At 72.5% G+C, this 6,890-nt stretch carries 3 protein-coding genes; 2 read left to right on the forward strand and 1 reads right to left on the reverse strand.

Annotation, left to right across the window (positions count from 1 at the left end; translation table 11 throughout):
- Positions 1–9: 9 nt before the first annotated feature.
- Positions 10–597: a TetR family transcriptional regulator gene (locus tag ACFVYA_RS34100; protein ID WP_285991068.1), complete on the forward strand. Its 588-nt coding sequence runs from the start codon at positions 10–12 to the stop codon at positions 595–597.
- Between the two features lie 88 nt (positions 598–685).
- On the opposite strand, the gene ACFVYA_RS34105 is transcribed toward ACFVYA_RS34100, so the two are convergent.
- Entirely contained in the window at positions 686–5,341 is a 4,656-nt protein-coding gene (locus tag ACFVYA_RS34105; protein WP_387050890.1) for a DUF6531 domain-containing protein, read from the reverse strand.
- A 255-nt stretch (positions 5,342–5,596) separates the two neighbouring features.
- Here ACFVYA_RS34105 and ACFVYA_RS34110 point away from each other — a divergent pair.
- Positions 5,597–6,890: AMP-binding protein (locus ACFVYA_RS34110; RefSeq protein ID WP_387050892.1), on the forward strand; the 1,294-nt coding region annotated here is incomplete at its 3' end.

Below are 6,890 nucleotides of genomic sequence, written 5' to 3' on the forward strand. Positions count from 1 at the left end.
CTGGGCGGCATGGCCGACAAGCTGCTGACCTCGCGCGGAGCTGCCACGAAACAGCGCATCGTGGACGCGGCGACCGAGGAGTTCGCCCGGTACGGCATCGCCGGGGCGCGCGTCGAGCGCATCGTCGAGGCGGCCCGGACCAACCGGGCTCAGCTGTACGCCTACTTCGGCAGCAAGGACGGGCTGTTCGACGCGATCTTCTTCGCCTCGCTGGAGCGGATCGTGAACGTGGTGCCGATCGACGGCGCCGACCTCGCCGGCTGGGCGGTCCGCCTCTACGACGAGTACCTGCGGCGCCCGGACCTCATCCGGCTCGCGACCTGGACCCGCCTCGAGCGGCGGCCGGCCGGGCACCTGGTGGCCGACGCCGACCGGAGGGACGACCCCAAGCTGCGGGCCATCGCCGAAGCGCAGGCCGCGGGGCTGGTCCGGGCGGGCGACCCCTTCGACCTGATGGCGATGGTGATCGCGATGTCCATGGCGTGGTCGCCGGTCAGCAACGTCTACGCCGCCACGGACGCGGAACCGGCCGAGGTCCACGACCGGCGCCGGGCGTTGTTGCGGGAGTGCGTGCAGAGCGTCATCGCCCCCGCCTGACCCGGCGTGATCAGAGGGGCTTCGTGGGTGATGCCGCTCGCAGCACACGAGATGCCGACGGGAGCACGCGAGGCCCGTTGGCGCTCGGTCAGCGGGTCTTGCGGTCCCAGATCACCACCGGCGGCGCGTCCGGGTAGTCCGTGTCATGGGCGATGACCTTGTCCACCTTCGGGTTGTGGCGCAGGATCGGGAACTCGTCCATGTCGAACACGTTGTTCGGGCGGCGGGAGGCGAGCTCGTCGCCCTGGCCGGCCCAGCCGCTGGACTTGCCCGGCGTGTTCGGCAGGGCGATGTGGACGTCGCCTTCCGCGTTGCGGCCGAGCGCCTTCGACGCGTCCTTCCACACCTTTTCGCCGTTCGGGTGGTTGTCGGAGAAGTTGGGCATCTCGATGCCGTTGTCCTTCAGGATGCCTTCGAGGGTGTTGCCGCCCTTCTTCTTCGCCATGTCGATCGCCGGGTTTTCGATCGAGCCGTGGTACTTCGCGTCCGAGATCTTGGTGCCGGTCGCGGGGTCGACGACCGAGTCCTTGATGTGGCCGCCCGACCAGAACCAGGACTTGTCCTTGCCCGGCGCCATCATCTCGTCCCACTTCTTCGAGAACTTGGCGTACTGCTCGTCGGTCATGTTGTGCGGGCGGACCTTGCCGTCCGGGTCGCGGAACTCGGCCAGGCCGTCCGGCTTCTTGGCCCCCGGTGGGAGCTTCGCCGCGTCGCCGCCGCCCGCCGGGTTGTCCGGGGCCTTCGGGCCGCCCGTCTTGCCGCAGGGGCTCTGCACCAGGCCGAGCGGGTCGCTCTGCAGGTGGGGCTGCGCCACGTAACCCACCGGGTCGGGCGCCGCGGCCAGGCCGAGCGGGTCCTGGCTCAGGTACCGGCCCGTCCGCGGGTCGTAGTAGCGGTAGACGTTGTAGTGCAACCCGGTCTCCGTGTCGCGGTACTGGCCCGGGAAGGCCAGCGGCATCGGCGCGGTGCCGGAGGTCGAGGGCAGCAGCTCGCCCCAGAAGCTCGTCCGCGCCTGCCAGCCGAGCGTCCCGTCCGGGCCGACGAGCTCGGTCGGCGTGCCGGCCGGTGACGTCACCACCGTGTGGAAGCGCACCTCGGAGCCCCGCTGCTCGACCTGGACCACCGGCCGGCCGTCGCCGGGGTGCCGCTCCCAGGTGAGCACGCGCGAGGAACCGTCGTCGGTCAGCTCGATCTCCTCGACGAGCTCGCCGCCGCTCCAGACGAACCACGTCTCGGCGGTCCGCCGCGTTGCGCCGTCCTCGCCGAGCACCCAGCGCCGCTTGGCGAACCGCCGTCCCAGCGGGTCGTAGAGGTAGGTCCAGAACGACTCGTCCGGGGCGATGACGGCGACCAGCCGGTCCAGCTCGTCCCAGACGAACCGCCATTCCGCCGGCCCGGCCGCCGTGGGCCGCACCCGGCCGGTCACCCGGCCCTGCGGGTCGTGGCCGTACCGCGTCCCGGCCGGCGGCACGAGCCGGCCCGCCGCGTCGTAGGTGAAGCGTTCGACGCCGTCGGGTGCGTGCACCTCGGCGACCCGGCCCGCCTGGTCGAACCCGAACCGGACCGGCCACGGGTCGTCGATCGCGGCGAGCTTGCCGTCCGGCGTGTACGTGTAGGCGCGCCGGCCCAGGCCGGTGATCGTCTGCTCGGCGAGCCGGTCCGCGGCGTCGAAGACCTGGCGCAGCACCACTTCGCCGTCGACCGAGCGAGCGGTTTCACGGCCGGCTTCGTCGTACTCGAAGGTGATTTCGTGGCCCGCGACGCGAAGCGACGCCGGGCGATCGCCGTCGTACCGCCACTCGCTGTCCACACCGGACAGCGTGGTGCGGTGGACGCCCGCGGCGTCGTAGGTCCAGCGCACGCCGACGCCGTTGAGGGTCTCTTCGCGCACCCGCCCGCGTTCGTCGCGCACGATCTGCAGGACCGATTCGTTGTTGATCGCGTACTCGAGCTGCCCCAGTGCGTCGTAGGCGTACCCGGTGACACCGGTCGCCGTCCGCCGTTCGACGACGTTGCCGAGCGCGTCGTAGACGTATTCGGTGACTTCGCCGAGGCCGTTCGTCATCCGCCGCAGCTGCCCGGCTTCGTCGTAGGCGTAGGTCAGCCGGCGCCCGTCGAAGTCGGTCTCCTCGACGAGCCGTCCGGCGGGATCGTAGGTGTAGCGCCAGGTCAGGCCCCGCGGGTTGGTCACGGCGACCAACCGCAGTTCGGCGTCGTAGCGGTACGCCGTGCGCGCGCCGGCGGCGTCGATCTCTTCGATCGGCAGGCCGAACGGGCCGTACGTGCGCCGGGTCGTCCGCCCGGTGGCGTCGCGGTGCTCGACGACGCGGCCTTCGCCGTCGTGGCGCCAGCTTTCCCGCTCGCCGTGCGGGCCGATCCGCCAGGCGCGCTGTCCTTCCGCCGTCCAGCCCAGCCGGGCGGCGCCGCCGGAGGCGGTGTGCACCAGCCGGGGCCTGCCGAACGGGTCGCGGTCGCCCGGCCGCGCCGCCGCGGTGATCACCGGTTCGTCGCCGAGGGCGTCCGCCGGTCCGTCGACGCGCAACCGGGTGGAGACGCCGGGGAGCGCGGCGTAGGGATCGGACGCCGGGGCGACGGCCCGCACGTTCCCGGCGCGCAGTTCCACCTCGCCGGTCCCGGTGGGGGTGAGCCGGACCTCGGAGCCGTCCGGCCGCGTCACCGTCGTCAGCACGCCGTTCTCGTAGCCGTAGAAGGTGATCCGGCCGAGTTCGTCGGACTGCGACAGCAGGTCGTCGTACCGGGTCCACGAGTACCGGCGCGTGTGCCCGAGCGGGTCGGTCCGCTCGACGAGCTGGCCGGCCTCGTTCATCCGGTAGGTCCAGGTGTGGCCGAGCGCGTCGGTGTGCCGGGTGGTCCGGCTCCCGGTGTCGTAGGCGAAGGTGCCGTTGAGGTAGCGCTCGGCGCCGACGCTGCGGACGCAGCGGCCCTCGGCGTCGTAGACGTACCGGTACCAGGTACCGGTGCGGTCCTGCCAGCCGACGATCCGGTCGTCGACGTCGTAGTCGAGGTTCACCGGGCGCCCGGTGAACCCGGCGATCTGGGTCAGCTGGCCGAGCCGGTTGTAGCCGTACCGGACGACCGGCGCGCCACCGGGCACGCCGAGCGCGGTGATCCGCCCGGAGCCGGCTTCGACGCTGATCTCGGTGCCGTCGTCCCGGCGCAGCAGCCGCGGCGCACCGCTCTCGGCGTGCTCGACCGTGGTGCGGCTGCCGCCCTGCTCGATGACCGTCAGCGGCAGCACGCGGCCGGGGCCGGCCGCGAACACCAGGTCGCGGGCACCCGCCGACAGCCGGTAGCCCTCGGCGGTCCGGCGCAGCGGGTGGCGCGGGCCTTCGATCGGCAGCACGGGCCGGTCGCCGTCCGGTCGCGGGTACACGAGAACCATGCCGTCCTCGGCGAAGAACCGCAGGTGCTCGCGGTCGGCCTCCAGTCGCTGGTCCAATGTGGACGCCCAGGAGCGGCCGAACCACCGGCCGGCGCGGTAGGCCGACAGGTGCGTGCGCGAGAGCTCGAGGTCGCCCGCCTCACCCGGCAGCGTCAGGTCGACCTGCTTCAGCACCACCTCGCCGGTGGCGACGTCCACCGGGTCGGAGACGCAGACCTTCTTGTCGTCCGGCACCGCGCGGTCGCGCGGGCCGTCGCCCTTCGGGTCCCCCTTCGGTTTGCCGCCGCCGTCGGGGCCGCCCCGGGGCGTGCCCCCGGGCGGGTCGGCCTTCGGTGGCGGCGGGGTGTCGGACGGTGGGTCGCTCTTCGGGGGCGGATCCGTTTTGGGCGGTGGATCGGACTTGGGCGGCGGGTCGCCCTTCGCGCCCGCCGCGCTGGTGCTGTCGTCGCCCTTCGGTGGCGGGTCGGTCTTGGGGGGCGGGTCGGTCTTCGGGGGTGGTGCGTCCGGGCCGCCCTTGCCCTTGGGACCACCGATGTCCTTGGGACCGCTTTTGATGTCGGTGTGCTTCGGCGGGGGCGCGGCCTTACCCGGCTTGATGTTGCGCAGCGCCTTCGCCGCGTCCGCGAACAGATCACCCGCCCGCTTCAGCAGCGGAACCAGCGCCTTCAACGCGGTCACCAGCCGCTTGACCAGGTCGGCGATCTTCGACGCGGTCTTCGCGACCGCGTTGATCACCTGCGGCACGACCCAGGTCATCCCGATCCCCAAGGTGAACACGACCTGCAACGCCCAGCTGATCAGGTGCCCGACCAGCTCCGCGATGATGTCCCGCACCAACGCCCGCACCGCGGCGACGACCTCACCGGCGGTCTTGACGCCGCTGGAAGCGCCTTCACAGCCCTTCTGGGCCGTCTCCAGGAGCGTCACGGTGTCCTGCGCGCGCTGGCGGTAGGTGTCCGCGGCGGCGCCGGTCCACGACGAGACGTCGGTCTTGACCATGCCGGTCAGGTCCACGCCGACGCTGCCCAGCTCGGTGGCGACGTTCTTCCACGTCTCGGACTGCGCCGCGATCTCGTCGGCGTTACCGGTCAACCCGTTCAGGGCCTCCTTCAACGGCCCGACGTGCTCGATCAACCAGCCGACACCGGCGGCGAGGATCGCCCCGAACGGGTCCATCGCCATCGACAACGCGTCCAGCGCCGTCCCGACGGCCCCGAGCGCGACCGACGCCCAGTCCCCGCTCTCGATGGCCGACTTCAGGTCGTTCGCCGACTCCAGCAGCGAAATGCCCGAGTACGCCTTCGTGGAGTCCTTGGTCTCCGCCACCAGCGGGTTCGCCACTGCACCACCCTCTTTTCACCGAGTGTTGGCCCAAAATTAGCAGCGCCGGACCCGGCCCCACCGGTACCCGCACCCCGCTGCCCGAAAATCCACGATCGCTGTCCGGGGCGGGCAACGGTCACCGACGTGGAGGTGATCACCACCGGAGAGGGTGGACGAGTGGGCGGTTCTGACCTCTCTCCCCGGCGAGACCGCTCTTAAAGTCACTCGCGACCGGAAGATCCCCCGACGGGAAGGGGCGCCATGGACGGGCTGATGCAGCCACGGCCACTCACCCTCGCCCACGTCCTGGAGCGTGCCGAGCGGCTCTACGCGCACAAGGAAGTCGTCACGGCCGGAGGCGAGCGGCTGACGTACGCCGAGGTGGCCGGCGGGACCCGGCGCCTCGCCACCGCGCTGGACGCCCTCGGCGTCCCGCCCGGCGCCCGGGTCGCGACCTTCGCGAGCAACCACCGGCGGCACCTCGAGCTCTACCTGGCCGTGCCGGTCACCAAGCGGGTGCTGCACCCGATCAACATCCGGCTGCCCGCGGAGCACCTCGAGTACATCGTCGAGCACGCCGAGGACGACGTGGTGTTCGTCGATCGGGCGCTGCTGCCGCGGATCTGGCCGAGCGCGGGCCGCCTGCCGCGGGTGCGGTACTGGGTCGTGCTGCCCGACGACAGCGACGAGCCGATCCCGGCGGACCCCCGTGTCCTGCACTACGACGACCTGATCGCCGCGGCGGCGCCGTTCACCGGCTCGTTCGAGGACACCTTCACGCTCGCGGACGAGCACCTCGCGTCCGGGCTGTGCTACACGTCCGGGACGACCGGGCCGCCCAAAGGCGTGCTCTACAGCCACCGCTCGACGGTCCTGCACGGCCTGGGGACGCTCGCCGCGGGTCTCGTCGGCCTGTGCGAAAGCGACGTCGTGCTGCCGATCGTGCCCATGTTCCACGCCAACGCCTGGGGCCTGCCCCACGGCGCGATGCTGGCGGGTGCCGCGCTGGTGCTGCCCGGGCCGTCCGCGGACCCGGACCACCTGCTGCGGCTGATGGCGGCCGAGCGGGTCACGGTCGCCGGCGCCGTCCCCACGGTCTGGACGACCATGGCCCCGGGGCTGCGGGAGCACGACCTGAGCGCCACGCGGTTCCTGCTGGGCGGCGGATCGGCCGTCCCGCCGGCGCTGTCGGAGACCTACCGCGCCGCGATCGGCGTGCCCATCACGCACTCCTGGGGGATGACGGAGGTCAGCCCGGTCGGGGCCATCGGCGGCACGCGCACCCAGCACCGGGACGCGCCCGCGGCGGCCCAGGTGGCCGTGCGGGCCGCCCAGGGCCAGCCGTTGCCGCTGGTGAACGTGCGGATCGTCGACGTCGAGACCGGCCGCGAGCTGCCCCGCGACGGCGACGCCGTCGGTGAGCTGCAGGTCGCGGGCCCCTGGGTGGCGGGCGGCTACTACCGGGTGAGCGCCGACGGCAGCTTCACCGCCGACGGCTGGCTGCGCACCGGCGACCTCGCCACCATCGACGCCGAGGGGTACCTGCGGCTGGTGGACCGGATGAAGG

Origin of the sequence: Amycolatopsis sp. NPDC058278 (genome assembly GCF_042881395.1) — a bacterium.
Classification (GTDB): domain Bacteria; phylum Actinomycetota; class Actinomycetes; order Mycobacteriales; family Pseudonocardiaceae; genus Amycolatopsis.